This is a genomic window from Streptomyces purpurascens, assembly GCF_045040895.1.
GTDB classification, from domain to species: domain Bacteria; phylum Actinomycetota; class Actinomycetes; order Streptomycetales; family Streptomycetaceae; genus Streptomyces; species Streptomyces purpurascens.
Window position 1 is genome coordinate 6,276,092 of record NZ_CP108341.1, and the last position, 26,416, is coordinate 6,302,507.

Genomic DNA, 26,416 nt, shown 5'->3' on the forward strand with positions numbered 1-26,416 from the left:
ATGGGCAGAGACGAACACGTCTGTCCGTCCTGCGGACAGCCAGTGGAAACAGTCGTCCGGCGCCACAAGACGCTGGGCACGTGGGTCCCCCTGTGGGTGGCGGGCCCCTGCCACAACCCCGAGTGCGGGGCCTACGACGCGGAAGGCGCTGACAGTGGCCCCGCCGGCGAGGACACGCGGCCTGCCGGGGAAACCCGGCCCGACGCGGACCCCCGGTCGGCCGATGACACCGCCCCACCCGCGACGACCCCCGCCGAAACGGCCCCCGGTGAAACCGTCCCGGAAAACTCCTGAGCTCGTGTCGAGAATCCCGGCCCGGCTCCGACGTCCCCTGTGAGAGCCGCCCGGCAGGGTGGTGAGAGCCGAAGGAGCGGACTGATGAAGTACCTGGTCATGGTGCAGGGCACACAGGCGGACTACGAGGCCATGCGCGGCAAGGCGTCAGCGGACTCGCCCGCCTGGAACGAGCGAGAGCTGCAGGCCATGTTCGCCTACATGGGAGCCATCAACGACGATCTCTCCGAGACCGGCGAGTTCGTCGACGGGCAGGGCCTGGCCGAGCCGGCGCAGACCCGGCATGTCACCCTCGGTGACGACGGCAAGGCCGTGATCACCGACGGCCCGTACAGCGAGACCAAGGAGCTGCTGGCCGGCTACTGGGTCCTGGAGTGCGAGAGCCTGGAGCGGGTCACGGAGATCGCCGACCGCATCTCCCGCTGCCCCCAGCCGGCCGGTGCACCCGACTACCCGGTCGTGATCCGCCCGATCATGGACGGCAGCGGGGACATCTGACGAGCCGGCCCGTGCGACGCCGACGGACCCGCCGGTGAGGAACACACCCGAGGTCGAGGACCTGCTGCGCCGGAACGCGCCGCAGGTCCTCGGCGCGCTGGTCAGACGGTACGGGCACTTCGACGCGGCCGAGGACGCCGTACAGGAGGCGCTGCTCGCGGCGGCCGGGCAGTGGCCCTCGGCGGGCCTGCCCGGCAATCCGCGCGGCTGGCTGATCAAGGTGGCCTCGCGGCGGCTGACCGATGCCCTGCGCAGCGAGGAGGCGCGGCGGCAGCGCGAGGAGCGGGCGGCGGCGCTCACGCCCCGCGACGCCTTCACCGCCCCGCCGCCGGGGGAGCGGGCTCCCCGCGAGGACGACACCCTCTCGCTGCTCTTCCTGTGCTGCCATCCGGACCTCACACCGCCCGCCCAGATCGCGCTCACGCTGCGTGCCGTCGGCGGCCTGACCACGGCGGAGATCGCCCGTGCGTATCTGGTCCCGGAGGCGACGATGGCGCAGCGCATCAGCCGGGCCAAGCAGAAGGTGCGGGGTGTGCGCTTCGGCCGCCCGGACAGCTGGGAGCAGCGGCTGCCGTCCGTTCTGCAGACCCTCTACCTGATCTTCAACGAGGGCTACACCGCCACCTCCGGCACCGCCCTCCAGCGCCCCGACCTGGCGGGCGAGGCCGTACGGCTGACCCGGACGGTCCACCGGCTGCTCCCCGACGGCTGCGAGGTGGCCGGGCTGCTCGCGCTGATGCTGCTCACCGACGCCCGCCGTGATGCGCGCAGCGGACCGGGCGGGGAGCTGATCCCCCTCGACGAGCAGGACCGCGACCGATGGGACAAGGCCGCCATCGAGGAGGGCGTCGCGCTGGTCACCCGGGCCCTGTCCCGGGGCGGGCCCGGGCCGTACCCCCTGCGGGCCGCGATCGCGGCCGTGCACGACGAGGCGCCTTCGCCCGAGGCGACGGACTGGGCCGAGATCCTGGGCCTGTACGACGTCCTCGTCGGCCTGGTCCCCGGCCCGGTCGAACGCCTCAACCGCGCGGTCGCCGTCGCCATGGTCCACGGCCCGCGTGCCGGTCTGACCGAACTGGACGCCTTGTCGGGCACGTTGAAAGGCCACCGCCTGGACGCCGTACGCGGTCATCTCCTCGAACGCGCGGGCGAGCCCGAAGCCGCCCGGGCCGCCTACGAGTCGGCGGCCGCCCAGACCCTCAGCCTGCCCGAGCAGCGCTACCTCCAGGCGCGGGCGGCGCGCTTGAGCAACTAGCGTGTGAGGCATGGGCATGACGGGGGAGGGGCGTCGCGGGGTGTGGCGCTGTGCGGTCATCGTGTGGGCGCTCGCCGTGGTCGTCGCGGGTGGGCTGACGTTGTGGATGCAGGACTCGACGGAGCCTCAGGGGCCGTACGTCTGGGAAGAGACGAAACCCGACGAGGTACCGAGTCTGCCGCCCTGTCCGACGCCCGAGGGCGTCGATGTGGCCCTGTGCGCGTACGCGTACACGGAGGCCGACTAGCGGCGCGGCCCGCCCGTCTCCGGATCCCGGGTCGTCAGGCAGTACGTGCCGCCCGCCGGGTCCCGCATCACCGTCCAGCCGGAGCGGTCGGCCACGCGTACGGCCCCGAGTCCCTCGTGCCACACCCGGGTCGCGGCGACGTCCGCGCAAGCGAGGTCGAAGTGGGCGGAGGCCGGGCGTTCCTCGCCGAGGCGTTGCAGAAGCAGCCGGACCGGCAGGCCGGGCGGCGGCTCGACCACATGGAACTCCGGGAGCGCGCCCGGACGCGAAACCCAGCCGTCCAGCAAGCCGCTCCAGAAGGCGACTTCGGCGTCGTACGACGACGGCGGGACGTCCAGGCACACCTGGTCGAACCGGCTGCCCCGCACCACACCCGGGCGCGACGACTGGCCGCGCCACGGATCCGTGCAGAACAACTGCCCGCCGGGCGACCGCAGCACGACGAGCGACCCGAGATCCGCCACCACGCTCGCCCCGAGCCGCACCGCCGAGTCCGCGAACTGCGCCACGTCGTCCACGCAGAAGTCGAGATGCGCCCCGCCTTCCCCCGACCGCACCGCCTGGGCTTTCAGGCATGCGTCGGCGCCGTCGGGGAGCAGGGTCACGAACTCGGAGCGCGGTCCGCGGAGTTCGGAAAGTCGCGTGTCCGTGACGGCCGTCCAGAAGTCACATACGGTACCGAAGGTCTCGCGCGGCCGGTCGGCGAAGGCGTATGTCCAGCGGATCCTCATGGGCGCGATCGTAGAGGGGCCCGTCACGGCCACCTGCGTGAACCTTGACCAGCCTTTGCCTCGCCGTTCCCCGCGTATTGGTCTGTGCTTGTTTGCATTCAGGAATGGACCACATCACGTTCCTCGTGGCGGTCGTCATCGTCACAGCGCTCGCCTTCGACTTCACCAACGGATTCCACGACACGGCGAACGCGATGGCCACGTCCATCGCCACCGGCGCGCTGGCTCCCCGTACGGCGGTCCTGATCAGCGGTGTCCTCAATGTCGTCGGTGCCTTTCTCTCCACCGAGGTGGCCAAGACCATCTCGGGCGGCATCGTGGACGACACCCTCGTCAGCCCGGGGATGATCTTCGCGGGGCTGGTCGGGGCGATCCTGTGGAACCTGCTGACCTGGCTCGTGGGGCTGCCCTCGAGCTCCTCGCACGCCCTGTTCGGCGGGCTGATCGGGGCCGTGTGGGTCGGGGCGGGCAGCCACGGCGTCAACTTCGACAAGGTCGTCGAGAAGGTGCTCGTGCCGGCGGTGGCCTCGCCGCTCGTGGCCGGTGTCGCCGCGCTGATCGCCACCTACCTCGCCTACCGGCTCACCGACCGCGCCCGCAAGGACTCCGTCACCAAGGGCTTCCGGATCGGCCAGATCGCCTCCGCCTCGCTGGTCTCCCTCGCACACGGCACGAACGACGCGCAGAAGACGATGGGCGTCATCACCCTCACCCTGATCTCGGCCGGCGCGCTCGGCCACGACGCCGGCCCGCCCCTGTGGGTCATCGCCTCCGCGGGCCTCGCCATCGGCCTCGGCACGTACCTCGGCGGCTGGCGGATCATCCGCACGATGGGCAAGGGCCTCACCGAGATCCAGTCGCCGCAGGGCTTCGCCGCCGAGACCGCCTCCACCACCGTCATCCTCACCTCCGCCCACCTCGGCTTCGCCCTGTCCACCACCCAGGTCGCCTCGGGCAGCATCCTCGGCGCGGGGCTCGGCCGCAGGCTCGCGGAGGTCCGCTGGGGCGTCGCGGGCCGGATGGCGATCGCCTGGATGGTCACCCTGCCCGCCGCAGCGCTGGTCGGCGGCCTGGCCGCGAGCGTCGTCCAGAACGGCGGTGACATCGGTACCGCGGTCGTCGCCGTGGTCGGCGCGGCCCTCGCCGCGGGCATCGTGCTCGTCTCGCGCCGCAACCCGGTGCACGCGAACAACGTCAACGACACGCACGAGGTCGGCATCCGCACCGAGCCGCCGGCCAAGGTCGGCGCGGCCGCCTGAGAACACCTGCAGAAAGGGGAGCCGGACATGCATCTGAACTGGACCGCACTCGGTGAGGTCACCGCGGTGAGCATCGGCGTCACCGTCGCCGTGGTCGTCGTCTTCGCCCTCGGCGTCCTCGGGCTCGCCCGGCTGGAGGCCGCCCGGGAACACCCGGGCGGCACCTCCGCCCCAGGCCTCGGCCAGGCCGCCCTCTGCTTCCTGGCCTGCGTGGCCGTGGTGGCGTACGGGATCTACCTGATCGTCCCTCAGCTCCACCCAGGTCGATGACCTGCGATGCGGGGATTGAGAGTTGGCATGATCAGTCGCAGGGCGCCACAGACTTGACCCGGTCGATGATCGGCACACCACTCGACCACATGATGGCCGTCACCTCGGCGCAGTCCACCGAGTCGCGGCCGGTGGTCTCGTACTTCACCGGCCCCGCGTACTGCGAGAAGGTGCCCTCATCCACCTTGCACGGCGCGTCGGTCAGGTTCGGGCACAGCTTGAGCTTCATCTTCTTCGCTGTGCCGAGGTTGTTGTCGAAGACCGCGCACGCCCCGTCCTTGGAGGTCGTGTGCTTGGTGTAGGTGAACAGAGTTCCGAAGCGCCGGGCGTCGGGAAGCCGCTCCGCGTTCTCCAGTTCGTAGCCGCTTCCGCACAGCGAGGCGGTGGCACGGACCGCTGCCGGATTCTCGGCTGCGACGGCACGGGTCTGCGCATCGCGTACGCCGGCTTCGGAGAGCTCGACGCTGGTCCCCGGGACGACCGTGCTGTGGCTCGTGGGAACGGGGCCTTCCGCCGAGGCCAGTGGAGCGGTTGCCAGGACGGCGACGAGAGCAGCGGCCGGGGCTATGGCGCGGGTGAGTGTGCGCATGGAAATCAGGTGTTCCCTTCGTCGAGGATTCACTGGCTTGAGAGGTAGGCCGCAGCCTTTCTGCGGCGCTGCGGGACGAACGGTGCCGGTGCGCCGGGAGGGCCCCTGCCGTGAGACCGGCGGCCAGGCCGGGAGTCTGACGGCGGGTGAGTAGGTGAGCGGTGTCGCTCAACGCGCGTGTCCCTTCCGGCAGCGGCGGTAGGCAAGGACCGCCGGCGTCACCAGGCAGCCGGTCGACACGGCCGTACAGGTGAAATGGGAGTGGAGTTACGCACGTCAACCCAGGCAGCCCAGCGCGTGCTGGGAGTCAGGGGAGCCGCATGAAGGCGGGCGGGCCGGCAAGGCCGAACAGGCGTGTGCTCACAGCCCGGCACCGAGGCATGACGATGTATTCCCCCATGTATCCCCCCATGGCGACGGCGTCCCCCAAGGCACTGGGTGACGCACTGTCCGGCAGCTTGGTCACGCTGCGTTCGCGGAGGTCACCATAGCCACAGGCCGAAGTGGAGGGTCAAGAGGGACAGATGGGGCGGAGGAAGGATGGCTTGAACGTGCCATGACAGTGGATGATGCCCGGAGACGGACGGGTCTGCCTGCTCATCTGCTGGTTCAGTATGTGACTGTTGTGAAAAGTGAGCGAGTTTCCGGTGTGCGCGTCGACCTCGGGTGGCTGATTTTCTCCCCCGGGCCGGCCCGGCCCGTTCAGGTGCGCGGACGCGGTCGGCATGGCGTAAGAGCTGCCAGGCGACGCCCACTTGTGGCCGTACAAGAAAGACCGCACCCGGACCGTCAGGGACGCCGTGCTCGGCGGCCCGCGGACCGGGTGCGGACAGGGTGACCAGGCGACCAAGGGAATCGCAGGTCAAACGGCATGATCGAAGATCAAGCCTTCTTGGTCTCCCAGAAGATCTTGTCGATCTGGGCGATGTAGTCCAGAGCCTTCTGGCCGGTCGCCGGGTCGGTCGAGCCCTTGGCGGCCGAGAGGGCCTTGAGGGCGTCGTTGACCAGCTGGTGCAGCTCCGGGTACTTCTCGAAGTGCGGCGGCTTGAAGTAGTCGCTCCAGAGCACGGACACGTGGTGCTTCGCGAGCTCCGCGCGCTGCTCCTTGATGACGGTGGCGCGCGCCTGGAAGTGCGGGTCGTCGTTACCGGCCATCTTCTCCTGGACAGCCTTGACCGACTCCGCCTCGATGCGGGCCTGGGCAGGGTCGTACACACCGCAGGGCAGGTCGCAGTGCGCACTGACCTTGACCTTGGGGGCAAACAGGCGGGAAAGCATGGAGCATTCCTTCCTCGTGATCGTCTTCTCACAGGGGACATTACTCCGTGGGGGACGGGTTTTCGCGGGTGCCCCCATGGGCTTAGGACAAAAGTCCGGGGTGAGACTGAGACTGGTGGAGGAAGAACCGGGGAGGTGCCGGGTGATGCCGGAGCTGTCGCAGGAGTCCGAGCGGGGGAGGTCGGCCGCGCTCTTCGGCGTCGCCGAGGTGACCGGGCCGTCCATGGTGCCCACGCTGTACCACGGGGACCGGCTCCTGGTGCACTACGGGGCCCGGGTCAAGCCCGGTGACGTCGTCGTACTGAGGCATCCCTTCCAGCAGGACCTGCTCGTCGTGAAGCGGGTCGCCCAGCGGCGCGAGGGCGGCTGGTGGGTGCTCGGGGACAACGCGTACGCCGGTGGTGACAGCACCGACTACGGCGTCGTGCCGGACGACCTGGTGCTGGGGCGGGTCCGGTTCCGCTACCGGCCGCGCGGCGCCGGGCGTTCGCCGTGGGCGCTGCTCGGCTGGGTGCTGTCGGCCGCCAGGCCCGTCTTCTCCGGCAGATCGGCTTCGCGGCGCTTGCGGGCGCGGTAGGCCGCCACGTTGGCGCGGGTCGCGCAGCGGTCGGAGCAGTAGCGCCGGGAGCGGTTCGTGGAGGTGTCCAGGTAGGCGTTGCGGCAGGGCGCGGCCTCGCACAGGCCGAGCCGGTCCACGCCGTACTCGGTCAGGTGGAACGCAAGGCCCATCGCCGCGATCGCCGCGTAGCCCGCGGTGGCGTTCGACGGGTGGTCCGCCAGGTGCATGTGCCACAGAGGCCGGCCGTCGTCGTCGCGGAAGTCGTGCCCGGAGATCTGCGGGCTCACGGGGAACTCCAGGAGGAGGGAGTTCAGCAGGTCGACGGCCAGGGTCTCGTCGCCCGTGTCGGCCGCCTCGAAGACCGCGCGCAGCCGGGCCCGGATCGAGCGGAAGCGCGTCACGTCCGAGTCGGTGGCGCGGCGGGCCGCCGACTGGCTCGCGCCGAACAGGTCGCGGACGGCCTCGACCGACGTCAGCGTGTCCTTGCCCCGGGCCGGTTCCTCGGTGTTGACGAGACGCACGGCATAGTCCGAGTAATAGGCCAGTTCCACTTGTAGTCCTTACGGAGGGGCTTTATTGTCGTGAGCGCGCACTGGTAACAGCTGATGGTGCTTCCAGGGTATTACGAGGGAGGGGCTCGATGACGGACTCCGACACCACTACGGCCACCACCGACTGGCGTGCCTGGCAGGAGAGCTGGGACCGGCAGCAGGAGTGGTACCTGCCCGACCGCGAACAGCGGTTCGGGATCATGCTCGACATGGTCGAGGCCCTGGTGGGCACCGCCCCGCGCGTGCTCGACCTCGCCTGCGGCACGGGCAGCATCACCGCCCGGCTGCTCGCCCGGTTCCCCGAGGCCACCAGCACCGGCGTCGACCTCGACCCGGCGCTCCTCGCCATCGCCGAGGGCACCTTCGCGGGCGACGACCGGGTCGGCCTCGTCACCGCCGACCTCAAGGACCCCGACTGGCCGGCGAAGCTGCCGTACGACTCGTACGACGCCGTCCTGACCGCGACGGCCCTGCACTGGCTGCACCGGGAACCCCTCGCGGACCTCTACGGCCAGGTCGCGGGACTCGTCCGCGACGGCGGTGTCTTCATGAACGCGGATCACATGATCGACGAGTCGACGCCCCGGATCAACGCCGCCGAGCGGGACCAGCGGCACGCCCGTATGGATCAGGCCAAGCGGGACGGCATCCTCGACTGGTCCGCATGGTGGCAGCTCGCCGCCGAGGACCCGGTCCTCGCGGGGCCCACGGCCCGGCGCTACGAGATCTACGGCGAACACGCCGACGGCGACATGCCCTCGGCGGCGTGGCACGCGCGTGTACTGCGCGAGAAGGGGTTCGGCGAGGCCAGGCCGGTGTGGTGCTCGCCCTCGGACACCCTGCTGCTCGCCCTGAGGTAACCGGGCGCGGAGCGCGCGAAGGGGGCGGTACGGAGTTCCGTACCGCCCCCTCGGTGTTCGTACCTCAGAGCACCTTGGACAGGAACGACTTCGTCCGCTCGTGCCGCGGGTTCGTCAGCACCTCGCGCGGGTGACCGGATTCGACCACCACACCGTCGTCCATGAAGACCAGGCTGTCGCCCACCTCGCGGGCGAAGCCCATCTCGTGGGTGACGACGATCATCGTCATACCCGACTCGGCGAGGTCGCGCATGACGTCCAGGACGTCACCGACCAGCTCCGGGTCGAGCGCCGAGGTCGGCTCGTCGAACAGCATCAGCTTCGGGTCCATGGCGAGGGCCCGGGCGATGGCGACGCGCTGCTGCTGGCCGCCGGAGAGCTGCGAGGGGTAGTTGCCCGCCTTGTCGGCCAGGCCCACCCGGTCCAGGAGCTCCTGGGCGCGCGTGCGGGCCTGGCTCCTGCTCACGCCCTTGACCTGGACGGGTGCCTCCATGACGTTCTCGACGGCCGTCATGTGCGGGAACAGGTTGAAGCGCTGGAAGACCATGCCGATGTCCCGGCGCTTGACCGCGACCTCGCTGTCCTTCAGCTCGTAGAGCTTGTCGCCCTTCTGGCGGTAGCCGACCAGGTCACCGTCCACGTACAGGCGGCCGGCGTTGATCTTCTCCAGGTGGTTGATGCACCTCAGGAAGGTCGACTTGCCGGAGCCGGAGGGGCCGATGAGGCAGAACACCTCGCCGGACTTCACCTCCAGGTCGATGCCCTTGAGAACCTCTACGGGGCCGAAGGACTTGTGGACGCCCTCGGCCTTGACCATGGCGGTCATGCGGTGCCTCCCGTCGGCTTGGAGCGGTTGGACAGGGACAGCACGTTCGCCTTGATCTTCTGGAACGGGGTGGCCGGGAGGGACCGGCTCGAACCACGCGCGTAGTACCGCTCCAGGTAGTACTGGCCGATGCTGAAGATGGAGGTCATCAGCAGGTACCAGGCCGCCGCCAGGAACAGCATCTCGGCGGGGGCGCCGGAGGTCTGGCCGATGTCCTGAGCCGCTCGGAGCAACTCGGGGTACTGGACGACCGAGACCAGCGAGGTCGTCTTCAGCATGTTGATGACCTCGTTGCCCGTCGGCGGCACGATCACGCGCATCGCCTGCGGGATGACGATCCGGCGCAGCGTCTTGGAGTGGCTCATGCCCAGCGCGTGCGACGCCTCGGTCTGGCCCTCGTCGACCGAGAGCAGACCGGCCCGGCAGATCTCCGCCATGTACGCGGCCTCGTTCAGGCCGAGGCCCAGCAGTGCCGTCAGGAACGGGGTCATGAAGTCCGACCACTCGTCCTTGTAGAACGGCCCGAGGTTGATGTACTCGAAGACCAGGCCCAGGTTGAACCAGACGATCAGCTGCACCAGGACCGGGGTGCCGCGGAAGAACCAGATGTAGAACCACGCGATCGACGAGGTCACCGGGTTCTTCGACAGGCGCATCACGGCGAGCAGGACGCCGCCGACGATGCCGATCACCATGGACAGGACGGTCAGCAGGAGCGTCTTGCCGACGCCGTCCAGGATGCGGTCGTCGAAGAAGTAGTCCGGGATCGCATCCCAGTTGATCTTGCCCTGGGAGAACGCGTAGACGACCCCGACCAGCAGGGCGATGGCGACGACGGCGGACACGTACCGCCCGTAGTGCCGGACCGGGATGGCCTTGATGGCCTCCGGTCCGGCCGGGGGCGTGTCGGCCGGCGTCTTGTCGATGTCAACAGTCACGGGTGTTGCCTTTCAGTGCCGCTGAGCTGCGGTCACTTGCCGCCGTTGATGGTGGCCGCGTCGATGGAGCCGTCTGTGACGCCCCACTTCTTCATGATCTTCTCGTACTCGCCGTTCTTGATGACGGCGTCGAGCGCGGCCTTGAGGGCGTCCCGCAGCTGCGTCTGGTTCTTGGCGACCGCGATGCCGTACGGAGCGGCCTCGACCTGCTCGCCGACCAGCTGGAAGTCCTTGCCGCCACCGGAGGTCTTCACCGCGTACGCGGCGACCGGGAAGTCGGACGAACCGGCGGCCGCGCCGCCCGCGCGCAGGCGGGTCTGGGCCTGCTGGTCGTTGTCGAAGGCCTCGATGGCGATCTTCTTGCCGGCCGGGCACTTCTTGGACTCGGCCTTGGCGAGGTCCTCGGAGACCGTGCCGCGCTGCAGCACGATCTTCTTGCCGCACAGGTCGGACCAGCTCTTGATGCCCTGGTCGTCGCCCTTCTTGGTGTAGATCGAGACACCGGCGGTGAAGTAGTCCACGAAGTCGACGCCCTCACCGACCTTCTTGCCGGTGTCGGAGTCGATGCCCTCCTGGCGGTCCTTGGTGTCGGTCATCGCGGACATGGCGATGTCGTACCGCTTGGAGCGCAGACCCGTGATCAGCGTGTCGAAGGTGCCGTTCTCGAACTGGAAGTCGACCCCGAGCTGCTTGCCCATGGCGGCGGCGAGGTCCGGGTCGATCCCGACCACCTTGCCGGAGTTGTCCTTGAACTCGACCGGGGCGTAGGCGATGTCGGAACCGACCTTGATGACGCCCTTGTCGCGGACGGACTTCGGCAGCTTGTCGGCGAGCGGGGCCGAGGCCGCCGTGTCGCTGGAGCCGTTGTCCTTGGTCTGGTCACCGCATCCGGTGAGCATCAGCGCGCCTGCGACCGCGATCGCACCGACCGCTGCTAGCCGGGAGTGCGCGGCGGTCGTACGACGGGTGGAGCTTGCGGTCATGGTGGGTTCCTCCGGCGGATGGGTGGAGTTGCCGATGGGGCGGGGGCGCCGCCGAGGGTTCGGCAGGCGGGGCGCCGCCGATGGATTCGGCGGAGCCGTGGACTGCCGACGGTGCCGGCAGATCCGTGGGTCGACGAGAGCACACGTCTTCGAGTGTCGCGACCTCGTGTGATTACGGCATCTTGCCATTCGGACTGCGGCATTCTGGGCGCCATCCATGTCAAAATCGGATAACGGGCGACCCCCGAACCGCACCACTCCGGTACATCACGGCCGGACCTTCTGTTGGAATCTTTCCTTCCGGCCGGAAGATCTTCGGCGAATCCCGGGATTTCGGTACGGGGGCCGTGGGCTTCGCCGACGCTTGAGCGGTTGCCGCTGGTTTGTCCAGGCCTTGTCCCGATTTTGGTCGAAGAGTCGGGGCGCGTGCATGTGACCTTCGCGTTATGGACTCGTCGTCGGCGCCGTCCGTCCGGTAAGAAGGGTCTTTACACCCCTCATCCGGGGCTCAGGGCGCGTGTGCGGCGCGCCCGTCGCGTATGTGCCCGTACGTAACTCGTACCCAGCACGACCATGGCCGTACGCGGTGCCCGCCCACGCCTCACCAGGAGTGGCCACCCTCAAACCAATGAAGATTTAAGGGGTAAAACGAAGTGGCAGCGGAGATCGTCAATCCTCGCAGCGAGAGCACGACGGACCATACGGGTCACGAGGGCGGTGCGGAGCCCCTCGACTCCTTCGACCCGGCGTTCGCGTTGCATCGCGGCGGCAAAATGGCCGTGCAGGCCACGGTGCCGGTCCGCGACAAGGACGACCTGTCCCTGGCGTACACGCCCGGCGTCGCGAAGGTGTGCAGCGCGATCGCGGAGCAGCCGGACCTCGTCCACGATTACACGTGGAAGTCGTCGGTCGTCGCCGTCGTGACGGACGGTACGGCCGTGCTGGGGCTCGGTGACATCGGGCCCGAGGCCTCCCTCCCGGTGATGGAGGGCAAGGCGATTCTGTTCAAGCAGTTCGGAGGCGTGGACGCGGTTCCGATCGCGCTGAACTGCACGGACGTCGACGAGATCGTCGAGACCGTGGTGCGGCTCGCGCCGTCGTTCGGCGGGGTCAATCTGGAGGACATCTCGGCGCCCCGGTGCTTCGAGATCGAGCGGAAGCTGCAGGAGCGGCTGGACATTCCGGTCTTCCATGACGACCAGCACGGTACGGCGGTGGTGACGCTGGCGGCCCTGCGGAACGCCGCGCGGCTGAGCCAGCGGTCGTTGGGGGAGCTGCGGGCCGTCATCTCCGGGGCGGGGGCGGCCGGTGTCGCCATCGCGCGGATGCTGGTCGAGGCCGGGATCGGGGATGTCGCGGTGGCCGACCGCAAGGGTGTCGTGTCGGCGGACCGGGACGACCTCACGGCGGTGAAGCAGGAGCTGGCCGGGTTCACGAACAAGGCGGGGATCAGCGGGTCGCTGGAGGCCGCGCTGGACGGGGCCGATGTGTTCATCGGGGTGTCCGGTGGGACGGTGCCGGAGGCTGCGGTTTCCTCTATGGCCGAGGGTGCGTTTGTGTTCGCCATGGCGAACCCGAATCCTGAGGTGCATCCGGACGTCGCGCACAAGTACGCGTCCGTGGTGGCTACCGGGCGGTCGGACTTCCCGAACCAGATCAACAACGTGCTGGCGTTCCCCGGGATCTTCGCGGGGGCGCTGCAGGTGCGGGCCTCCCGGATCACCGAGGGGATGAAGCTGGCGGCGGCCGAGGCGCTGGCGTCCGTGGTCGGGGACGATCTCGCGGCCGACTACGTCATCCCGTCGCCGTTCGACGAGCGGGTGGCTCCGGCGGTTACGGCGGCTGTGGCCGCGGCCGCGCGGGCTGAGGGTGTGGCTCGGCGGTGACGCTGCCGTGATGTGGCCCCGTCCGGGTGTGGACGGGGCCATTTCCTTTGCTGGGGGTGGGTGCGGCTGTTTGGGTGGTGGGGGTGCGCGTCTGCGCCCTTCGCCGGTGGTGGGTCGGGGCCGTGTCGGGGGGTGTCCGTCCTCGGAACGGCGCGATGGGGTTGAACGCCGACTCGCTGTTCGTTGACGCGCCAACCGCTGCGGGCGGACACCCCCCGACACGGCCCCTTCCGTGCGTGCGCGGGTGCGGGTGTGTCGTGGCGCACGCCGTCCGCCTCAGCTGCGGACCCACCGGGCACCGGCAGCGGCATCAACGTGGAGTGCCTGGCAAGAGGGTGTGTCTCACACGCGGTGGTGGTTCCAACGGTCGGTCGGGGAACCTATCGTCAAGGTCATGTTCGCTGTCTATGCCGCCCGAATCGACCGCGACCAGCCGCTGACCGGCCTGGAGTTGGGAGAGCGTCCGGCTCCCGAGGCCCGCCCCGGCTGGAGTACCGTCACGGTCAAGGCCGCCTCCCTCAACCACCACGACCTGTGGTCCCTGCGCGGCGTCGGCCTCGCAGAGGACAAGCTGCCGATGATCCTCGGCTGTGACGCCGCCGGTGTCGACGAGGACGGCAACGAGGTCGTCCTGCACTCCGTGATCGGGCAGACCGGGCATGGGGTGGGGCCCAAGGAGCCCCGTTCCATCCTCACCGAGCGGTATCAGGGCACGTTCGCGGAGCAGGTCGCCGTGCCGACCTGGAACATCCTGCCCAAGCCCAAGGAGCTCTCCTTCGAGGAGGCTGCTTGTCTGCCGACCGCGTGGCTGACCGCGTATCGGATGCTGTTCACCAACGCGGGTGTCCGGCCCGGCGACTCCGTGCTGGTGCAGGGGGCCGGCGGTGGTGTCGCCACGGCCGCCATCGTGCTGGGGAAGGCGGCCGGGCTGCGGGTCTTCGCGACCAGCCGGGACGAGGCCAAGCGGAAGCGGGCCGTGGAGCTGGGGGCCGTGGAGGCCGTGGAGTCCGGGGCGCGGCTGCCGCAGCGGGTCGACGCCGTGATCGAGACCGTCGGGGCCGCGACGTGGTCGCACTCCGTGAAGTCGCTGAAGCCCGGAGGCACGCTGGTGATTTCGGGTGCGACGAGTGGTGACCGGCCCTCGCACGCCGAACTGACCCGGATCTTCTTCCTCGAGCTCAAGGTCGTCGGTTCCACGATGGGGACCAAGGACGAGCTGGAGGATCTGCTCGCGTTCTGTGCCGCCACCGGTGTGCGGCCCGTGATCGACGAGGTGCTGCCCATGGACCGTGCGCGTGAGGGCTTCGAACGGCTGGCTTCGGGTGAGCAGTTCGGGAAGCTCGTGCTGACGAATTCCTGAGGTGTTCCGGGGTGTCCCTGAGGTGCCCCCCTGCGTGACGTCGGCGGTCGGTCCGGGATGGGCCGGCCGCTTTCGTGTGTCAACTAGGGTTGACGGTAGGTGGGTGTCAACGTAGGTTGACGGCATGACCGAAGCAACGGATCTGGCCGAGCGCGCGGGTGACCGTGATCCACGGGTCGGCCTGCGGGCCGTCGCCGCGCTGCGCAGGCTGCTGGAGCAGTTGGAAGCCGTACAGGTGCGCAATGCGCGCCATCAGGGCTGGTCGTGGCAGGAGATCGCCGCCGAACTCGGTGTGAGCAGGCAGGCCGTGCACAAGAAGTACGGGAGGCATTGATGTTCGAGCGGTTCACGAAAGACGCCCGGGGTGTGGTGAAGAGCGCGTTCGAGTACGTGGAGGGGGGTGATGGGCAGAGTGTGGAGCCGGAGCATCTGCTGCTGGCGCTGCTCGACCGTGAGGGCAGTCGTGGGTCGTTCGCGCTGACCGCTCTCGGGCTCGGGGAGCGGCGGGAGTCCGTGCGCCAGGCGGTGCGTGAGGCGCGGCGGCGGGCGGGGCTGTCACAGGCCGATGCCGATGCGCTCGCCGGGTTGGGGATCGACGTGGCGGAGATCGTCGCCAGGGTGGAGGAGGTGCACGGGGTCGGCGCCATGTCCGGCGACCGGAAGGACAAGGGGTGGTGGTCGGGGCGGCCCTCGTTCGGGCGGGGTGCCAAGGGGGTTCTGGAGCACTCCTTGCGCGTCGCTCTCGCCCAGCGGGACCGGCACATCGGTGATGAGCACATCCTGCTGGCCCTGACCATGCGCCCCGGCGTGCCGGCCGAGGTCCTCGCCGACCACGGGGTGACGTACGAGTCCCTGGTGCGGGTGCTGTACGGAGGTGGCGAGGCCAAGGCCGGGTGACGGGGCTTTCCCTCTGGCCGCCTACTTCTTCGGCGTGCGCAGCAGTGCTCCTATGTGGGCCGCCGCTGTCGACAGGTGACGGCGGGCGTCGCGCAGCTGGTCGGAGGTGACGCCGTGGTCGCGGGCCGCGTCGCGGATGTCGTCCCGGAAGCGGTCGAGCAGGCGGTCCAGGTCGCGGGCGGGGTCGCCGGTGGAGTCCGCGGTGTCCTCGTGGGCCCAGGCCGGTTCATAGGCGGCCGGGAAGTCCGCAGAGGGCCCTGAGGGGGGCGGCGGCTCGGGGGAGGTCGGCCCGTGGGTGTCGGATCCCGTGGCGGATTTCGTGTCGGATCCTGTGCCTGTGCCTGTCCAGTCGAAGCCGAAGTCCTTGCCGTAGCCCTTTCCGAACTCGCCCACCTCCTTGACCAGTTCGCTCAGGCCCTCGCGCAGGCCCGTCGGCCAGTCGCCACGGGTGAAGTGGTCCTGTACCTGCTCCTGGACCCGGCGGGCGATGTGCTGCACCTGCTCCTGGGCCTGGGCCCGGGCCTGCTCCTGGGCCTCCTTCGCCTGGCGGCGGGCGCGCTGGGCGTCCTCGCGGGCGCGGCGGCTCTCGTCCTTGGCGCGGCGGGCCTGTTCCTTCCACTCCTGCCTGGCGCGCCGCATCTCCTCCTTGGCGACGCGCCAGGCTTCCTTGTCGCCGTAGGCCGTGAAGTCCCCGAAGGGGGCGTCCTGTGCGCCGGGGGGCTTGCTGCCGTTGCCGCGGCGGGCCTCGGTCGCCGCCGCGCGCATCTCGCGGCGCAGGTCGCCCGCGGCTCCGCGCACATCGGCCTTGATCTCGGCGGCCAGTTCCGCGACCGACTCCCGGATCTCCAGTTCCAGATCGGCCAGCTCGCCGCTGCGGTCGGCCAGTTCGGCCCGGCCGGCGTCCGTGATCGAGTACACCTTGCGGCCGCCCTCGGTGGTGTGGGTGACCAGGCCCTCGGCCTCCAGCTTGGCCAGGCGCGGGTAGACCGTGCCCGCCGACGGTGCGTACAGCCCCTGGAAGCGCTCCTCGAGGAGGCGGATCACCTCGTAGCCGTGGCGGGGGGCCTCGTCCAGCAGCTTCAGCAGGTAGAGGCGGAGGCGGCCGTGGGCGAAGACGGGGGGCATGTCAGAGCACCTTCTTGTCGGTCGTGCCGTCGGCCGGGACGCTGGTGGGGCCCTCGCTCCGGCCGGAGACGGAATTGTCTCCCGAGTCGACCCGCGGGCCGACCGGCGGGTCCGTCGGCGAGTTGCCCGTGCCGGGCCGTGAGTCCCACGGCTCGTCCTCGTCCTCTCCGGCCGGTCGGCGCAGCAGGGCGATCGAGCCGGAGACGGTGGTGGCCCGCAGTGTGCCGTTGCCCGCGCCGAGACGGCCCGTGATCTTGTGGGCGCCCCACTGGCCGTGCACCCGCAGTCCGTCGAAGGCGTTGGAGATGGCGCCGCTCGCCGTGTTGGCCTCGACCTCCGCGTCCGCCGGGTAGGGCAGGCGGATCGCGATCTCGCCCGAGACGCTGGTCAGCCGCACGTCCGTGGGGCCGTCCGGGTCGAGGTCGATGATCATGGAGCCGCTGACCGATTCGGCCCGCACGGAGGGGCCGGAGCCGTCGACCACCGTGAGGTCGCCGGAGACGGAGTTGAACCGGAGGTCGCCGGTCACGTCCTGGGCCTCCAGATTGCCGGAGACCGTGTCGGCGCGGACCGGGCCGGAGAGTCCCACGAGGGTCGTGTCGCCCGTGACGCCCTTCACCACCGACGGTCCCTGGATCCCGGAGATCACGGCGGCCGCGCCGACCACCCCCACCTCCACCCGGGTGCCGGCCGGGACGGCCAGGGAGACCACCGCGCTGCGGCGCCAGCCCTTGCGGTCCAGCCACTTGAGGAAGCCCTTCCAGGGCAGGTCCTCGTAGGCCACCGTGAGCGTGCCGTCCTGCTGGGTCACCACCAGGGGTGGGCCCTCGATCTCGGAGATCTCCAGGCGGGCGGAACCTTCGTCCGTGCCCACCACGTTCACCGTTCCGTTGACGAGTCGCACATGCAGATCGCTCACGGGCTCGTCGAAGGCGAGCTTCTTCGGTTCCGCGACGGACCACTCGGACATGGTGCAGACCTCCCCGACTCAACGCGCCATATCGCGTCTTCTCGTATTCACGATATATCGTGGGGAGGGAAAGTCAAGACACTCGTTGTGGGGGTGGCGGAGTGGCTAAAAGTGTTCAAACGGGGGTGAGTCGCCCTAGCGTGTGACCATGCCGACGGAAGCTGGCCGCACCGGACCCGCAGGTCCCGCGCCTGGGGCGCTCCTGCTGTGCAGGGCGGTGCCCGGGGCCGTCGCCCCCGTCGCCCACCTGCTGCGCGAACCCATGCAGCTCGTTCGGGCGGGCGACGACTGGAGCGTGCTCGTCCCCGAGGGCGGGCCCTGGCGGGACGGCGGCGAGCCCGTCGACCGGGTGGTCACCGGCTGGGCCACGGCCCTCGCCGTCGGCACGCCCTGGCCCGTGCTCGCCCTGTGGTGGGACGCCGACCACGCGGGTTTCCTGCTCGCGTCCGGCTTCCGCCGCCCGGTCGGCTTCGACTGGCTCGGGAGCGGCGTCCCGGTGGGGGAGGACGAGGCGATGCGCACCTTCGCCGAGCGTGTGGGCCTCGACCCCGTCCTGGACGTGCAGGCCCTCGACGAGCTGGCGAAACCCGACTCCGCGGCCGATGCCCGCACCCGGCTGCGCGGTCTGCTGGCGGTCCTCGCGCGCGTGGGCGTCTCGCTGCCTCCCGAACTCGCCCCCGGCGAACCCGCCGACCGCCTCCGGAAGGCCGCCGCGCTCCGGCCGGACAGCCTCCCGGTCGCATGGCCGGGCGGGCGTGAGGCCGTCGGGGAACGCCACACCGTCGGTCACAGTCGCCTCGGCCCCTGGATGCCCTGGACCGGCGGCCCGAGGGCTCGGGCCTTGGCTCTCGCTCAGGTGGCGGCGGGCGTACCGCTCCTGGCCTGGGGGCTACGGCGGCGCAACGGGGGCTGGGTCGCGGCCGGAGGGCTGCTGCTGGCCAACGGCACGCTGGGCCTGGCGTACGGCCTCACGTATCCACGCGACTGACGCTCGGAAGGCCGCCCGAGGGCTGCTGGGTGCCGAGACCCGGCGGATTCCTACTCGTCGTCCTCGTCGTCCAGCCGTGCCAGCCACGTCGCCAGGCGCTCCACCGGCACCTCGAAATCGGGGTTGAGGTCGACGAACGTCCGCAGCTGCTCGGCGAGCCACTCGAAGGTGACCTCCTCCTCGCCGCGCCGCTTCTCCAGTTCCTCGATGCCACGGTCCGTGAAGTACATGCCGTCAAGGATATGTGCGCGCAAACGGCCGGGCCGCACCCCCGTAGCGGGGATGCGGCCCGGTCGGTTACGACGCGCGAGGGCGCTTACGCCTCGAACACCTCACGCACCAACTGCTCCTGCTCGGCCTGGTGCCGCTTCGCGGAACCGACCGCCGGGGACGAGCCGTGCGGGCGCGAGATGCGGCGCAGGCGCTCGCCGTGCGGGACGTCGGCGCCGACCGCCAGGTCCAGGTGGTCGATCAGGTTGAGCGCGATGAACGGCCAGGCACCCTGGTTCGCCGGCTCCTCCTGGGCCCACAAGTACTTCTCGGCGTTCGGGTACTTCTTGATCTCCGCCTGGAGCTCGGCACCCGGCAGCGGGTACAGGCGCTCGATGCGGATGATCGCCGTGTCCGTGACGCCGCGCTTCTGACGCTCGGCCTCCAGGTCGTAGTAGACCTTGCCGGCGCAGAAGACGACCTTCTTGACCGCGGCCGCGTCCACCGTCGTGTCGCCGATGACCGGCTGGAACTGGCCCGTCGTGAACTCCTCCGCCTTGGCCGCCGCCGCCTTCAGGCGCAGCATCGACTTCGGCGTGAAGACCACCAGCGGCTTGTGGTGCGGGTTGTGCACCTGCCACCGAAGGAGGTGGAAGTAGTTCGACGGCGACGTCGGCATGGCGACCGTCATGTTGTTCTGCGCGCACATCTGGAGGAACCGCTCCGGGCGGGCCGAGGAGTGGTCCGGGCCCTGGCCCTCGTAGCCGTGCGGCAGGAGCAGGACGACACCGGAGGTCTGCGCCCACTTCTGCTCGGCCGACGAGATGAACTCGTCCACGACCGTCTGCGCGCCGTTGACGAAGTCGCCGAACTGCGCCTCCCACATCACGAGCGCCTCGGGGCGGGCCAGCGAGTAGCCGTACTCGAAGCCCATCGCCGCGTACTCGGAGAGGAGGGAGTTGTAGACGTTGAGCCGCGCCTGGTCCTCGGAGAGGTACTGCAGCGGCGTGTACTCCTCGCCGGTGCTGCGGTCGATGATGACCGCGTGGCGCTGGCCGAACGTACCGCGCTGCGAGTCCTGGCCGGCCAGGCGGACCGGGACGCCCTCCAGCAGGAGGGAGCCGACCGCGAGGGTCTCGCCCATGCCCCAGTCGATCGTGCCGTCCTCGACCATCGCCGCCCGGCGCTGCAGCTGCGGCAGCAGACGCGGGTGGACGGTGATGTGGTCGGGGATGTTGACCTGGGACTCGGCGATCCGCTTGACGACCTCCGAGGTCACCGCGGTGTTCACGGCGACCGGGAACTCGGCCTGCGGGTCGGTGGGCTCCGCGGCGGCCGGCTGCGCTGTGGCCTCGCGGACCTCCGTGAAGACCTTCTCCAGCTGGCCCTGGTAGTCCTGCAGCGCCTGCTCGGCCTCTTCCAGGGTGATGTCGCCGCGACCGATGAGGGACTCGGTGTACAGCTTGCGCACCGAGCGCTTCTTGTCGATCAGGTCGTACATCAGCGGCTGGGTGAAGGCCGGGTTGTCCGACTCGTTGTGACCGCGGCGGCGGTAGCAGATGAGGTCGATCACCACGTCCTTGTTGAACGCCTGGCGGAACTCGAAGGCGAGCCGCGCGACGCGGACCACGGCCTCCGGGTCGTCGCCGTTCACGTGGAAGATCGGGGCCTCGATCATGCGGGCCACGTCCGTCGCGTACATCGACGAGCGCGAGGACTCCGGGGCGGCCGTGAAGCCGACCTGGTTGTTGATGACGATGTGGACCGTGCCGCCGGTGCGGTAGCCGCGCAGCTGCGACATGTTCAGGGTCTCGGCCACCACGCCCTGGCCCGCGAAGGCCGCGTCGCCGTGGATCGCCACCGGCAGGACCGTGAAGTCCGTGCCGCCCTTGTTGATGATGTCCTGCTTGGCGCGCGAGACGCCCTCCAGGACCGGGTCCACCGCCTCCAGGTGCGAGGGGTTGGCGGTGAGCGAGACCTTGATCTGCTCGCCGTCCAGGCCGGTGAAGGTGCCCTCCGCGCCCAGGTGGTACTTCACGTCGCCGGAGCCGTGCATCGACTTCGGGTCGAGGTTGCCCTCGAACTCGCGGAAGATCTGCGCGTACGACTTGCCGACGATGTTCGCCAGGACGTTCAGCCGGCCGCGGTGGGCCATGCCGACGACGACCTCGTCGAGACGGGACTCCGCCGCGCTGTCCAGGACCGCGTCCAGCAGCGGGATGACGGACTCGCCGCCCTCCAGGGAGAAGCGCTTCTGGCCGACGTACTTCGTCTGCAGGAAGGTCTCGAAGGCCTCCGCCGCGTTCAGCCGGCGCAGGATGCGCAGCTGCTCCTCGCGCTCCGGCTTGGTGTGCGGGCGCTCGATGCGGTCCTGGATCCACTTGCGCTGCTTGGGGTCCTGGATGTGCATGAACTCGACGCCGGTGGTGCGGCAGTACGAGTCGCGCAGCACGCCGAGGATGTCGCGCAGCTTCATCAGGGACTTGCCGGAGAAGCCGCCGACGGCGAACTCGCGCTCCAGGTCCCACAGGGTGAGCCCGTGCTCGGTGATGTCCAGGTCGGGGTGCTTGCGCTGCTGGTACTCCAGCGGGTCGGTGTCGGCCATGACGTGGCCGCGGACCCGGTAGGAGTGGATCAGCTCGAAGACGCGGGCGGCCTTCGTGACGTCGTCGTCGTGGGAGGCGTCGATGTCCTTGAGCCAGCGGACCGGCTCGTAGGGGATGCGCAGCGCCTCGAAGATCTCGTCGTAGAAGTTGTTCTCGCCGAGCAGGAGGTTCGCGACGATCCGCAGGAACTCGCCGGAGGCGGCGCCCTGGATCACCCGGTGGTCGTAGGTCGACGTGAGCGTCATGACCTTGGAGATGCCGAGCTTGTTCAGGGTGTCCTGGGAGGTGCCCTGGAACTCAGCCGGGTAGTCCATGGAGCCGACGCCCATGATCACGGACTGGCCGGGCATCAGACGCGGCACCGAGTGGACCGTGCCGAGACCGCCGGGGTTGGTCAGGGAGACCGTCACGCCGGTGAAGTCGTCCATGCCCAGCTTGCCGTCGCGCGCGCGGCGGACGATGTCCTCGTAGGCCTGCCAGAACTCGAAGAAGTTCAGCGTCTCGGCCTTCTTGATGCCCGCGACGACCAGCTGACGGTCGCCGTTGGGCTTGACCAGGTCGATGGCCAGGCCGAAGTTGACGTGGTCGGGCTTGACCAGGGTCGGCTTGCCGTCCTTCTCCGCGAAGGAGTAGTTCATAGACGGCATGGCCTTGATGGCCTGCACCATCGCGTAGCCGATCAGGTGCGTGAAGGAGATCTTCCCGCCCCGGGCGCGCTTCAGGTGGTTGTTGATGACGATGCGGTTGTCGAAGAGCAGCTTCACCGGGACCGCGCGCACGGACGTGGCCGTGGGCACCTCCAGCGAGGCGTTCATGTTCTTCGCGACCGCGGCGGCGGGGCCGCGCAGCACGACCTGCTCGGGGCCCGACGGGGCCTCGGCGGCGGGCTCGGCCTTCGGCTTCGCGGCGGCCGGCTTGGCGGCGGCCGGAGCGGCCTTCGCCGGAGCGGCGGCCTGGGCCGGGGCCTGCGCGGCGGGCTTCGCCTGGGCGGGAGCCGGCGCGGCGGCGGGCTTCTCGGCCGCCTGGGCGGGGGGCGCGGCCTGCGCGGGGGCGGCCTGGGCCGCCGGCTGAGCGGTGGTGGTCCCCGCGGCCCCCGCGGCCGCGGTACCCGCCGGAGCCGAGGCGGCGGCCGCCCCTGGCTTGTAGTCGGCGAAGAAGTCCCACCAGGCTCGGTCTACCGAGTTCGGGTCCTGGAGGTACTGCTGATAGATCTCGTCGACGAGCCACTCGTTGGCACCGAACGACGCGGCAGGGTTCTTCCCCGCTTGGTCGGTGTCGGTCGAGATGCTCGAGTTACTGGGGGACTGTGGCGACACGGCGGCAACCGCCCTCTTCCGCTTCACAAGATGATGGACAGCGGGAATCAAGGCTACGCCTCCCCGACCGCGAAGGTCAGGCCGGGCCCGTTCAACGTCACGCAAGTCACACTTCAGAGAGTGTTTCGGGGCTTGAAATGGCGGGAAACAAGCGTGGTTCCGCTTAAGGAGGGAAGGGCGGAGCGGCACCCGGGGCGCCGACGGCGCGGGTCTGTGCCTGATCACACGTGTCCGTCAGCGCGGACGCCCGTGGATCTTGAGGCTCCGCTTCGAACTTTACGTCAACTTGGCAGAGATGGAAGTCCCGGAAGAGTGACAAGAATCCGGCAACCTCGCTCGGATTCGGCCACTCCGATCCGACCGCCGTGCAGATCCACCGCCCAGCGGGCGATCGCCAGGCCGAGCCCCGTGCCGCCGTCGCTGCCCGGGCCCTGCGGCCGCTTGGCGCTGCCGCGGTTGAACCGCTCGAAGACGCGGTGCCACTCGGACTTCGGAATGCCGGGGCCCTCGTCCAGGACCTCCAGCTCCAGCGACTCCGGCAGCGTGCCGCGCCGCGCCTTGACCGTGACCCGGCCGTGCGGCGGGCTGTGCTTGACCGCGTTGTCGATGAGGTTGGCCACGACCTGGTGGATGCGCTCCGGGTCGGCGTGCGCCGTCAACTCCGGCGGGGAGACGTCGAGGTGCAGATGGACGTCCGTACGGGTGTGACTTCCCGAGCCGGTGGCGATGCCCGCGCGCACGGAGGCGACCATGTTGGCCTCCTTCAGCACGCCCGACAGATACGGCCACACCTCGAAGCGCCGCTGTTTCAGCGGTACGACGCCGTTGTCCAGGCGGGACAGGTCCAGCAGCGTCTCCACCAGCCGGCCGAGCCGCTCGGTCTGCTTCAGGGCCGTGCGCATCGTCTCCGGGTCGGCCTGGGTGACGCCGTCGACGATGTTCTCCAGCACCGCGCGCAGCCCCGCGATGGGCGTGCGCAGCTCGTGCGAGACGTTCGCCACCAGCTCCTTGCGCTGGCGGTCCTGGGCCTCCAGCTCGTCGGCCATGGCGTTGATCGTCACCGCCAGGTCGCCCAGCTCGTCACGGCGGTTGTCCCGCACCCGGCGGGTGTAGTCGCCCTGCGAGATGGAGCGGGCCACTGCCGTCATCTCGTCCAGCGGCGCGGTGAGCGAATGGGCCACGAACTGCGTGATGAGAAGTGTGGCGATCATCGAGAAGACCGTGATGAAGCGCAGCTCCGTCTTCGTGTGCACCGCGATCACCGACAGACCTGTGGTGATCAGCACCGAGATGACGACCAGCGCGCCCAGCTTGGTCTTGATCGAGAACGGGCTCACCCCGCCCCAGGGTTCCGGCTCCCCGGGGTTTCTCCGTGCGGCCGGCCCGCCGCTCATGGCGTCGGGGTCTCCAGCGCGTAGCCCACGCCGTGCACCGTACGGATCCGCTCGGCGCCGATCTTCCGGCGCAGCGCCTTGATGTGGCTGTCGACGGTCCGGGTGCCGGAGGCGTCCGCCCAGTCCCAGACCTCGGCGAGCAGCTGCTCGCGCGAGAGCACGGCGCGCGGGGTGTTCGCCAGGCAGACCAGCAGATCGAACTCGGTCGGAGTGAGGTGAACATCCTCACTCCGCACCCGCACGCGCCGCTGCGCGTGGTCGATCTCCAGCTCGCCGAGGCGCAGGATGCCGCTGCGCGGCGTCGCGGCGGCCAGCGCGGCCCGCTCCACACGGCGCAGCAGCACGTGCACACGCGCCGCCAGCTCCCGCATCGAGAACGGCTTCGTCATGTAGTCGTCGGCGCCGACGCCCAGCCCGACCAGCATGTCGGTCTCGTCGTCGCGCGCGGTGAGCATCATCACCGGCACCGGCCGGGCGGCCTGCACGCGCCGGCAGACCTCCAGACCGTCGAAGCCGGGCAGCATGATGTCGAGGATCAGCAGGTCGGGCTGCCAGGCCTCGGCCGTGTCGACCGCTGCCGGACCGTCGCCCGCCGTTTGCACGAGGAAGCCCTCGGCGCGCAGGCGGGTCGCGATGGCGTCCACGATCGTGGCGTCGTCCTCGACGACGAGAACCCGGCGCTGCGCGCCTGGGGTAGCCGTCGCCGAACCGTTGTGGGAGGTCTGTGTCTGCTCCATCGCCCGCCCCTGGGGTGTGCTTTCCGGAATCAGTGGGGTGATTCCTTCTGACTGGCTATGCCTGCGCATCGTTGCGATTGACGCTTGAATGATCGGCGTCAGGGGAGCAGCGTACGGGGAGTCAGCACACGTTTGCTATCCAGGGCGGATGCCGAGGTGTACGACGTCGGGAACGCCCCGGGCAACCGGGATCTCTTCGGTACGCACCCGCTGGAACCCGGCATTCCGCAAGGTTTCTTCGAATTCCGGCGAGGGCTGGGCGGACCAGACGGCGAGTACGCCACCGGGTCTCAACACCCGTGCGCAGCTTGCCAGTCCGGCGTCCGAGTAGAGATTTCCGTTGCCCTCCGTGACGGTCCAGCCGGGGCCGTTGTCGATGTCGAGACACAGGGCGTCGAACGTGTCGGATGTCTCATTGACGTATGTCACGAGATCGGCTTCGACGATTTTCGCGCGGGGGTCGGCAAGGGCCTCGGCGGAGAACACGGAGAGCGGGCCGTCGAGGTGCCATTCGACAATCGCGTGCTCGCGTTCCACGACCGCGATCCCTCCCCAGCGGGGGTCCGCCGCCGCGTGGGCGAGGGAGAAGCCGACGCCGAGTCCGCCGATCAGCACGTCCGGACGGGGCCGGCCGGCCAGGGCGTCCAGGGCCGCGTCGACCAGCCGACGCTCCGAGCGGCCGTCGGAGGTGTCCATCAGGAAGCAGCCGTTCGCGATGATCTCCAGGAGGTCACCGTGCCGCCGCAGCACGACCTCGCCGTGCGGGCCCTCGCGACGGTCCAGTACATCGGGTGGGTCGTTCGAGGTGGGCATCGGAACATCCTGGCAGGTGCGGGGTGTCCGGCGCCAAGAATTACGGAGCGGCCGGCGGGGGACGCGGTACGCGGCTTTCGGGTTGCTGTGAATCGGCTCTCGCGTGGCGCCGGTCACAGACAGGTGGGTAGGAACACGCGAAGGCTGGGACATGACGGAAGGAGCGCCCGTTTTGGAACGCACCGCGCCGCCCGACGAGACGGCCGCGACGGCGCCGGCGGGCGTGCCCGTTTCCGACGCGCCGGGGCTGCTGGACGGGGTTCCCAGGCAGCGGGGCCCGCGAGAGAGCGTGGCCGCGGGCGTACGGGAGTCCGTCCCGGTGGAGGAGCCCCGGCTCCGGGTGCCGCGGCCCTGGCGGCTGCTGCCCACGCCGACGGGTACGCCGTTCACGTTCGGGTACGCGGTCGTGCTCTGTGTCACCTCGCTGATCTCCGCGTACGCGGACCCCGCGCTGGTCCACGCCCTGCTCCAGGCCTCCAGTACCGATGTGGCGCACCTGGTGCGGACGCCGGGGCTGGTGCTGGTCGGCAGTGCGCTGTGGGTCGCCGGTGGGGTGGCCTCGCCGTTCACGATCGGGTTCGTGCTGGTGCTGACCGCGCTGGAGCGGCGGATCGGGGGCCTGCGCACGGCCGGTGTCTTCCTGCTCGGGCACGTCCTGGCCACCCTGGCGACCGAGGTCCCGGTGGGGCTCGCGGTGCTGGCCGGGCACCTCCCCGACAGTTCGCTGCACCGCCTCGACTACGGCGTCAGCTTCGGCGTCGCCGCCGGCACCGGCGCCCTGGCCGGCCTGCTGCCGCTCTGGCTGCGCGTGCCGCTGCTGGCCGTCTTCGGCGGGATGCTGCTCCAGGACCTCCTCGCCTTCACCGACCCGATGACGAACTGGGGGCACCTGATCGCCCTGGCCATCGGCATCGCGACCTGGCCGGTGCTGCGGCGGTGGCGCGCGTAGCGCGCTGCGACCTCCCCTCCCTTCGTA

General features: G+C 70.0%; 28 protein-coding genes. 14 read left to right on the plus strand and 14 right to left on the minus strand.

Annotation, left to right across the window (positions count from 1 at the left end):
* From OHU35_RS28780 to OHU35_RS28795, 4 genes are all read left to right on the plus strand, one after another.
* Positions 1 to 294 (plus strand): LITAF-like zinc ribbon domain-containing protein, encoded by a 294-nt coding sequence (locus OHU35_RS28780; RefSeq protein ID WP_229872875.1) that lies wholly within the window; start codon positions 1 to 3, stop codon positions 292 to 294.
* 84 nt (positions 295 to 378) lie between these two features.
* Positions 379 to 792 carry a YciI family protein gene (locus OHU35_RS28785; RefSeq protein WP_189723166.1) on the plus strand — a complete coding sequence of 138 codons (414 nt, stop codon included), beginning with the start codon at positions 379 to 381 and terminating at the stop codon, positions 790 to 792.
* 34 nt (positions 793 to 826) lie between these two features.
* Positions 827 to 2,047: an RNA polymerase sigma factor gene (locus OHU35_RS28790; RefSeq protein ID WP_189723167.1), complete on the plus strand. Its 1,221-nt coding sequence runs from the start codon at positions 827 to 829 to the stop codon at positions 2,045 to 2,047.
* Between the two features lie 10 nt (positions 2,048 to 2,057).
* Positions 2,058 to 2,294, plus strand: a complete 237-nt coding sequence (locus OHU35_RS28795) for a hypothetical protein (protein WP_031104627.1) — start codon at positions 2,058 to 2,060, stop codon at positions 2,292 to 2,294.
* On the opposite strand, the gene OHU35_RS28800 is transcribed toward OHU35_RS28795, so the two are convergent.
* On the minus strand, positions 2,291 to 3,025 hold the full coding sequence (locus tag OHU35_RS28800) for a VOC family protein (RefSeq protein WP_189723168.1): 735 nt from the start codon (positions 3,023 to 3,025) through the stop codon (positions 2,291 to 2,293). The two genes, OHU35_RS28795 and OHU35_RS28800, sit on opposite strands and share 4 nt — an antisense overlap.
* A 104-nt stretch (positions 3,026 to 3,129) precedes the next feature.
* Between OHU35_RS28800 and OHU35_RS28805 the strand changes: the two genes are divergently transcribed.
* Together OHU35_RS28805 and OHU35_RS28810 are read left to right on the plus strand one after the other, a co-directional pair.
* A complete protein-coding gene (locus OHU35_RS28805; RefSeq protein ID WP_189723169.1) occupies positions 3,130 to 4,284 on the plus strand; it encodes an inorganic phosphate transporter in 1,155 nt (384 codons plus the stop codon).
* A 27-nt stretch (positions 4,285 to 4,311) separates the two neighbouring features.
* Positions 4,312 to 4,554 carry a hypothetical protein gene (locus OHU35_RS28810; RefSeq protein WP_189723170.1) on the plus strand — a complete coding sequence of 81 codons (243 nt, stop codon included), beginning with the start codon at positions 4,312 to 4,314 and terminating at the stop codon, positions 4,552 to 4,554.
* Between the two features lie 31 nt (positions 4,555 to 4,585).
* Here the strand turns inward: OHU35_RS28810 and OHU35_RS28815 are convergent, their stop codons facing one another.
* Complete coding sequence (locus tag OHU35_RS28815) at positions 4,586 to 5,143, minus strand: hypothetical protein (RefSeq protein WP_189723171.1); 558 nt, start codon at positions 5,141 to 5,143, stop codon at positions 4,586 to 4,588.
* 882 nt (positions 5,144 to 6,025) lie between these two features.
* On the minus strand, positions 6,026 to 6,421 hold the full coding sequence (gene sodN / locus OHU35_RS28820; RefSeq protein WP_030928916.1) for a superoxide dismutase, Ni: 396 nt from the start codon (positions 6,419 to 6,421) through the stop codon (positions 6,026 to 6,028).
* Positions 6,422 to 6,566: 145 nt separating this feature from the next.
* Between sodN and sodX the strand changes: the two genes are divergently transcribed.
* Positions 6,567 to 6,998 (plus strand): nickel-type superoxide dismutase maturation protease, encoded by a 432-nt coding sequence (gene sodX / locus OHU35_RS28825; RefSeq protein ID WP_189723172.1) that lies wholly within the window; start codon positions 6,567 to 6,569, stop codon positions 6,996 to 6,998.
* On the opposite strand, the gene OHU35_RS28830 is transcribed toward sodX, so the two are convergent.
* Positions 6,884 to 7,531, minus strand: coding sequence for an ABATE domain-containing protein (locus OHU35_RS28830; protein WP_189723173.1), 648 nt, complete (start codon positions 7,529 to 7,531; stop codon positions 6,884 to 6,886). The two genes, sodX and OHU35_RS28830, sit on opposite strands and share 115 nt — an antisense overlap.
* 89 nt (positions 7,532 to 7,620) lie before the next feature.
* On the opposite strand from OHU35_RS28830, the gene OHU35_RS28835 reads away from it, so the two are divergent.
* The gene (locus OHU35_RS28835) at positions 7,621 to 8,391 is read left to right on the plus strand and encodes a class I SAM-dependent methyltransferase (RefSeq protein WP_189723174.1); all 771 of its coding nucleotides are present in this window, start codon (positions 7,621 to 7,623) and stop codon (positions 8,389 to 8,391) included.
* 64 nt (positions 8,392 to 8,455) lie between these two features.
* On the opposite strand, the gene OHU35_RS28840 is transcribed toward OHU35_RS28835, so the two are convergent.
* The 3 genes from OHU35_RS28840 to OHU35_RS28850 are packed head-to-tail and all read right to left on the minus strand — an operon-like array spanning position 8,456 to position 11,138.
* Entirely contained in the window at positions 8,456 to 9,217 is a 762-nt protein-coding gene (locus OHU35_RS28840; protein ID WP_308400979.1) for an amino acid ABC transporter ATP-binding protein, read from the minus strand.
* Positions 9,214 to 10,155, minus strand: coding sequence for an amino acid ABC transporter permease (locus OHU35_RS28845; protein ID WP_189723175.1), 942 nt, complete (start codon positions 10,153 to 10,155; stop codon positions 9,214 to 9,216). Before OHU35_RS28845 ends, OHU35_RS28840 begins: the two co-directional genes overlap by 4 nt.
* 32 nt (positions 10,156 to 10,187) lie before the next feature.
* Complete coding sequence (locus OHU35_RS28850; protein WP_189723176.1) at positions 10,188 to 11,138, minus strand: ABC transporter substrate-binding protein; 951 nt, start codon at positions 11,136 to 11,138, stop codon at positions 10,188 to 10,190.
* Between the two features lie 653 nt (positions 11,139 to 11,791).
* Here OHU35_RS28850 and OHU35_RS28855 point away from each other — a divergent pair.
* From OHU35_RS28855 to OHU35_RS28870, 4 genes are all read left to right on the plus strand, one after another.
* On the plus strand, positions 11,792 to 13,024 hold the full coding sequence (locus OHU35_RS28855; protein ID WP_189723177.1) for an NADP-dependent malic enzyme: 1,233 nt from the start codon (positions 11,792 to 11,794) through the stop codon (positions 13,022 to 13,024).
* Positions 13,025 to 13,418: 394 nt separating this feature from the next.
* The gene (locus OHU35_RS28860) at positions 13,419 to 14,384 is read left to right on the plus strand and encodes a zinc-binding dehydrogenase (RefSeq protein ID WP_189723178.1); all 966 of its coding nucleotides are present in this window, start codon (positions 13,419 to 13,421) and stop codon (positions 14,382 to 14,384) included.
* A 124-nt stretch (positions 14,385 to 14,508) separates the two neighbouring features.
* Positions 14,509 to 14,718 carry a helix-turn-helix domain-containing protein gene (locus tag OHU35_RS28865; protein ID WP_127178005.1) on the plus strand — a complete coding sequence of 70 codons (210 nt, stop codon included), beginning with the start codon at positions 14,509 to 14,511 and terminating at the stop codon, positions 14,716 to 14,718.
* Complete coding sequence (locus OHU35_RS28870) at positions 14,718 to 15,281, plus strand: Clp protease N-terminal domain-containing protein (protein ID WP_189723179.1); 564 nt, start codon at positions 14,718 to 14,720, stop codon at positions 15,279 to 15,281. The genes OHU35_RS28865 and OHU35_RS28870 overlap by 1 nt, the downstream gene beginning before the upstream one ends.
* Positions 15,282 to 15,302: 21 nt before the next feature.
* Here the strand turns inward: OHU35_RS28870 and OHU35_RS28875 are convergent, their stop codons facing one another.
* Both OHU35_RS28875 and OHU35_RS28880 read right to left on the minus strand, forming a co-directional pair.
* A complete protein-coding gene (locus tag OHU35_RS28875) occupies positions 15,303 to 16,406 on the minus strand; it encodes a PadR family transcriptional regulator (protein ID WP_189723180.1) in 1,104 nt (367 codons plus the stop codon).
* A 1-nt stretch (position 16,407) separates the two neighbouring features.
* Positions 16,408 to 17,376, minus strand: coding sequence for a DUF4097 family beta strand repeat-containing protein (locus OHU35_RS28880; protein ID WP_189723181.1), 969 nt, complete (start codon positions 17,374 to 17,376; stop codon positions 16,408 to 16,410).
* A 148-nt stretch (positions 17,377 to 17,524) separates the two neighbouring features.
* Between OHU35_RS28880 and OHU35_RS28885 the strand changes: the two genes are divergently transcribed.
* Positions 17,525 to 18,364 (plus strand): hypothetical protein, encoded by an 840-nt coding sequence (locus OHU35_RS28885; protein ID WP_189723182.1) that lies wholly within the window; start codon positions 17,525 to 17,527, stop codon positions 18,362 to 18,364.
* 50 nt (positions 18,365 to 18,414) lie between these two features.
* Here OHU35_RS28885 and OHU35_RS28890 read toward each other — a convergent pair whose 3' ends face one another.
* The 5 genes from OHU35_RS28890 to OHU35_RS28910 form a co-directional block, all read right to left on the minus strand.
* A complete protein-coding gene (locus tag OHU35_RS28890) occupies positions 18,415 to 18,594 on the minus strand; it encodes a DUF6104 family protein (protein WP_003992906.1) in 180 nt (59 codons plus the stop codon).
* An 86-nt stretch (positions 18,595 to 18,680) separates the two neighbouring features.
* Complete coding sequence (locus OHU35_RS28895; RefSeq protein WP_189723183.1) at positions 18,681 to 22,496, minus strand: multifunctional oxoglutarate decarboxylase/oxoglutarate dehydrogenase thiamine pyrophosphate-binding subunit/dihydrolipoyllysine-residue succinyltransferase subunit; 3,816 nt, start codon at positions 22,494 to 22,496, stop codon at positions 18,681 to 18,683.
* A gap of 281 nt (positions 22,497 to 22,777) precedes the next feature.
* Positions 22,778 to 23,890 (minus strand): HAMP domain-containing sensor histidine kinase, encoded by a 1,113-nt coding sequence (locus tag OHU35_RS28900; protein ID WP_189723184.1) that lies wholly within the window; start codon positions 23,888 to 23,890, stop codon positions 22,778 to 22,780.
* The gene (locus tag OHU35_RS28905; protein WP_184590528.1) at positions 23,887 to 24,627 is read right to left on the minus strand and encodes a response regulator transcription factor; all 741 of its coding nucleotides are present in this window, start codon (positions 24,625 to 24,627) and stop codon (positions 23,887 to 23,889) included. The genes OHU35_RS28900 and OHU35_RS28905 overlap by 4 nt, the downstream gene beginning before the upstream one ends.
* A gap of 135 nt (positions 24,628 to 24,762) precedes the next feature.
* Positions 24,763 to 25,440 (minus strand): spermidine synthase, encoded by a 678-nt coding sequence (locus tag OHU35_RS28910; RefSeq protein ID WP_189723185.1) that lies wholly within the window; start codon positions 25,438 to 25,440, stop codon positions 24,763 to 24,765.
* A gap of 172 nt (positions 25,441 to 25,612) precedes the next feature.
* Here OHU35_RS28910 and OHU35_RS28915 point away from each other — a divergent pair, with 172 nt between their 5' ends.
* Positions 25,613 to 26,389, plus strand: coding sequence for a rhomboid-like protein (locus OHU35_RS28915; RefSeq protein WP_189723186.1), 777 nt, complete (start codon positions 25,613 to 25,615; stop codon positions 26,387 to 26,389).
* Positions 26,390 to 26,416 lie beyond the last annotated feature (27 nt).

What these genes read in the sequence shown, in the direction of transcription:
- OHU35_RS28800 (WP_189723168.1), bottom strand. Translation starts at nt 3,025, where the DNA reads ATGAGGATCCGCTGGACATACGCCTTCGCCGACCGGCCGCGCGAGACC.
- OHU35_RS28815 (WP_189723171.1), bottom strand. Translation starts at nt 5,143, where the DNA reads ATGCGCACACTCACCCGCGCCATAGCCCCGGCCGCTGCTCTCGTCGCC.
- sodX (WP_189723172.1), top strand. Translation starts at nt 6,567, where the DNA reads ATGCCGGAGCTGTCGCAGGAGTCCGAGCGGGGGAGGTCGGCCGCGCTC.
- OHU35_RS28805 (WP_189723169.1), top strand. Translation starts at nt 3,130, where the DNA reads ATGGACCACATCACGTTCCTCGTGGCGGTCGTCATCGTCACAGCGCTC.
- OHU35_RS28840 (WP_308400979.1), bottom strand. Translation starts at nt 9,217, where the DNA reads ATGACCGCCATGGTCAAGGCCGAGGGCGTCCACAAGTCCTTCGGCCCC.
- OHU35_RS28810 (WP_189723170.1), top strand. Translation starts at nt 4,312, where the DNA reads ATGCATCTGAACTGGACCGCACTCGGTGAGGTCACCGCGGTGAGCATC.
- OHU35_RS28870 (WP_189723179.1), top strand. Translation starts at nt 14,718, where the DNA reads ATGTTCGAGCGGTTCACGAAAGACGCCCGGGGTGTGGTGAAGAGCGCG.
- OHU35_RS28875 (WP_189723180.1), bottom strand. Translation starts at nt 16,406, where the DNA reads ATGCCCCCCGTCTTCGCCCACGGCCGCCTCCGCCTCTACCTGCTGAAG.
- OHU35_RS28910 (WP_189723185.1), bottom strand. Translation starts at nt 25,440, where the DNA reads ATGCCCACCTCGAACGACCCACCCGATGTACTGGACCGTCGCGAGGGC.
- OHU35_RS28900 (WP_189723184.1), bottom strand. Translation starts at nt 23,890, where the DNA reads ATGAGCGGCGGGCCGGCCGCACGGAGAAACCCCGGGGAGCCGGAACCC.
- OHU35_RS28905 (WP_184590528.1), bottom strand. Translation starts at nt 24,627, where the DNA reads ATGGAGCAGACACAGACCTCCCACAACGGTTCGGCGACGGCTACCCCA.
- OHU35_RS28785 (WP_189723166.1), top strand. Translation starts at nt 379, where the DNA reads ATGAAGTACCTGGTCATGGTGCAGGGCACACAGGCGGACTACGAGGCC.
- OHU35_RS28885 (WP_189723182.1), top strand. Translation starts at nt 17,525, where the DNA reads ATGCCGACGGAAGCTGGCCGCACCGGACCCGCAGGTCCCGCGCCTGGG.
- OHU35_RS28860 (WP_189723178.1), top strand. Translation starts at nt 13,419, where the DNA reads ATGTTCGCTGTCTATGCCGCCCGAATCGACCGCGACCAGCCGCTGACC.
- OHU35_RS28865 (WP_127178005.1), top strand. Translation starts at nt 14,509, where the DNA reads ATGACCGAAGCAACGGATCTGGCCGAGCGCGCGGGTGACCGTGATCCA.
- OHU35_RS28835 (WP_189723174.1), top strand. Translation starts at nt 7,621, where the DNA reads ATGACGGACTCCGACACCACTACGGCCACCACCGACTGGCGTGCCTGG.
- sodN (WP_030928916.1), bottom strand. Translation starts at nt 6,421, where the DNA reads ATGCTTTCCCGCCTGTTTGCCCCCAAGGTCAAGGTCAGTGCGCACTGC.
- OHU35_RS28780 (WP_229872875.1), top strand. Translation starts at nt 1, where the DNA reads ATGGGCAGAGACGAACACGTCTGTCCGTCCTGCGGACAGCCAGTGGAA.
- OHU35_RS28880 (WP_189723181.1), bottom strand. Translation starts at nt 17,376, where the DNA reads ATGTCCGAGTGGTCCGTCGCGGAACCGAAGAAGCTCGCCTTCGACGAG.
- OHU35_RS28850 (WP_189723176.1), bottom strand. Translation starts at nt 11,138, where the DNA reads ATGACCGCAAGCTCCACCCGTCGTACGACCGCCGCGCACTCCCGGCTA.
- OHU35_RS28795 (WP_031104627.1), top strand. Translation starts at nt 2,058, where the DNA reads ATGGGCATGACGGGGGAGGGGCGTCGCGGGGTGTGGCGCTGTGCGGTC.
- OHU35_RS28890 (WP_003992906.1), bottom strand. Translation starts at nt 18,594, where the DNA reads ATGTACTTCACGGACCGTGGCATCGAGGAACTGGAGAAGCGGCGCGGC.